Genomic DNA, 2,104 nt, shown 5'->3' with positions numbered 1-2,104 from the left:
GGCGGGGAGCGTCCTGCTCGAATTATCTGCCAGTGTGCTCGCCATCATCCGGCGCTGCTTGCAAACGGGGCGTTGTGCTCACGCTCCGTGCCAATGGGCTCTCCAAACCCGTAGCCGGCAAGCGCTTTTGCGAAGCAGGTTTCCAGAACAGTTCTGACAAGCGGCGGGCCGCAGAAATGCGTTGTCGTCATGGCCCGCCCGCGAGGTCGTCAGAAAGGAAGGTTTTCGCGAACAGGGCCGGCGCGTCGTGCTAGGCGATGGAACCCCGCAAGCGGACAGGATGCGATGACCAGGACCGAAATGCTGGAAACGATGAAGCGTCTCGACGCCCATGCGAACGCCCTGTTGCTTACCGGGGCCTCCGATATCGATCTGCTCGGCGGCATGTTCGACGTGATGCCCGACTTCAAGGCGTTGCTCGACGCCGGATACGGCGGTGAAATCGACAAGAACGCTGGTCGCTTCCCCGGTTTGCATCGCTACGCCGTCATGCTCTCCAATGTCGCCGAGGGGATCGCGGAAGGTTCCATCCGGGTGCCGCGCTGACGCCCTGTTTCGCTGGCAGGGGATGTGAGCAGACCTTTATGATTGCGAGCAGCGCAGGATGATGTCGAGCACATTGGCAGATAGCGCGAGCAGATCGCCGAGCCGGTTGTCAGATAATCCGAGCAAAAAAAGGCTCTGTTTGCAAGCAAACGCCGCTACGATTGCAAGCACCTACAGGTAGGTAACGGTTTGCAACCTCCACGCGAGTGACGATGTTGGCTGCCACGAACAGGTCGAGAATGCGGTAGACCGAGTTTGCGGCTACGCGCCGGCCGCGCTGTTCCGAAAAGCGATCGGCGATGTCGTAAGCCGACGCGGGTCGGTCGAGACCGACGATGACATTGAATAGCTGAGCCCGCATATCGGTCCACTGCTCACCGACGCGCTCAAAGGCGGAGCGTGCGGCCTCTGCAAGCGCTTCTCCTTCCGGCTGCTCGTGCTTGTGACGCATGATGCAAGAATATGGCTCGACGGGGGTGGCGGGCAAGGCCACCCCTCTCTCAAGCACTTGGTTCATGTCGCGCGCCCCAGCTTCAGATTGCCGACATGCGCGATGGCGAGGACGATAGCGCCGGCAACCGTCAGCGGCGTTTCCAGCGGCGTGTCACCGAACGACAGCACACCGATGGCGAGCACTATAAGCCCAGCCGCGCCAAGCATTACGGGCCACCAAGCGCCATGTCGTGTCCTGCCGGAGAGAAGGGCCAAGCTGCTCGTCGGCACGGCAATCGCCAGCATCACCAGGTGAAAGGTCCGGCTGACCGGAATGACGCTGCTGAGCGCGGGAAGGGCGGCAAAGAGGAGGGGCAGCGCGAGACAGTGAATGAGGCACAGCAACGAAGCACCCAAAGCCGTGTGTTCGATCAGCCCCCGATGCGAGTTTCTCAACGTCCCTGCCACAAACCTCTCCATTATGGGAGTGGGGCAGGCCGCCCCACCCCGTCTTCCTGTAACCTTTTGAAATGGCATCCCAGGTGGGGGAGGCCTGCTGCCCGACACCTTTGTCAGAGGCCGAACCTTAGCGAGACCCGGATGTCGCGACCGGCAAGCGGCGCGAAGTCCTTGAGGAAGCTTGAATGTCGGCGTGCAACTACGTCGAAGATATTGTTGGCGCTGAACAGGAGCGATGTCCTGCTGTTGTTGGCAAAGGGTTTGAGGCTCACACTGGCGTTTACCAAGGTGTAGCCGGGCGTGGGGGTCTCGAAGTCGGCGATACGGTCCTGCTTGAACACGCGCTCCACCTCGGCCCGCGCGGTGAACTTGTCGCCTTGCGCCTCCAGACCGCCGAGTAGACGAAGCGGCGGGATGCGCGGCACGGGGGCGCGGTCGATGATGGTGGCCCGGACATAATCACCGAGCAGGTCGGCGTTGATGCGCGTGCCGCCCACCTCGAACAGCTTGGCCGACAAATCGCCTTCGAAGCCCCAATAGCTGGCACCTGCTTGCTGGTACTGAAAGCAGGGTAGGTCGACTTCGCGGCCCGACGGTGCGGCCGCGGCCTCACATACGCCTTGGTCGACCTGCTGCTCCGAGATATAGTTGTTGAAGCGGTTGTAAT

General features: G+C 61.7%; 4 protein-coding genes. 1 reads left to right on the top strand and 3 read right to left on the bottom strand.

From position 1 onward, the window contains the following. Window positions 1–285 precede the first annotated feature (285 nt). Window positions 286–546 (top strand): hypothetical protein, encoded by a 261-nt coding sequence (locus AX685_RS17880; protein ID WP_015449245.1) that lies wholly within the window; start codon window positions 286–288, stop codon window positions 544–546. A gap of 109 nt (window positions 547–655) precedes the next feature. Here AX685_RS17880 and AX685_RS17875 read toward each other — a convergent pair whose 3' ends face one another. The 3 genes from AX685_RS17875 to AX685_RS17865 all read right to left on the bottom strand — a co-directional run. Continuing rightward, a complete protein-coding gene (locus tag AX685_RS17875; protein ID WP_066491086.1) occupies window positions 656–1,063 on the bottom strand; it encodes a transcriptional repressor in 408 nt (135 codons plus the stop codon). After that, window positions 1,060–1,446 (bottom strand): MerC domain-containing protein, encoded by a 387-nt coding sequence (locus AX685_RS17870; protein WP_231733666.1) that lies wholly within the window; start codon window positions 1,444–1,446, stop codon window positions 1,060–1,062. The genes AX685_RS17875 and AX685_RS17870 overlap by 4 nt, the downstream gene beginning before the upstream one ends. Window positions 1,447–1,550: 104 nt before the next feature. Further along, window positions 1,551–2,104: TonB-dependent receptor domain-containing protein (locus AX685_RS17865; RefSeq protein ID WP_156445910.1), on the bottom strand; the 554-nt coding region annotated here is incomplete at its 5' end.

Origin of the sequence: Sphingomonas sp. CCH9-F2 (genome assembly GCF_001556735.1) — a bacterium.
GTDB classification, from domain to species: Bacteria; Pseudomonadota; Alphaproteobacteria; order Sphingomonadales; family Sphingomonadaceae; genus Sphingomonas; species Sphingomonas ginsenosidimutans.
The sequence above is the reverse complement of the archived record's forward strand: the minus strand, read 5'-3'. Positions and strand labels throughout refer to the sequence as shown.

Coding starts and splice junctions, on each gene's coding strand:
- AX685_RS17875 (WP_066491086.1), bottom strand. CDS start 1,063: ATGAACCAAGTGCTTGAGAGAGGGGTGGCCTTGCCCGCCACCCCCGTC.
- AX685_RS17880 (WP_015449245.1), top strand. CDS start 286: ATGACCAGGACCGAAATGCTGGAAACGATGAAGCGTCTCGACGCCCAT.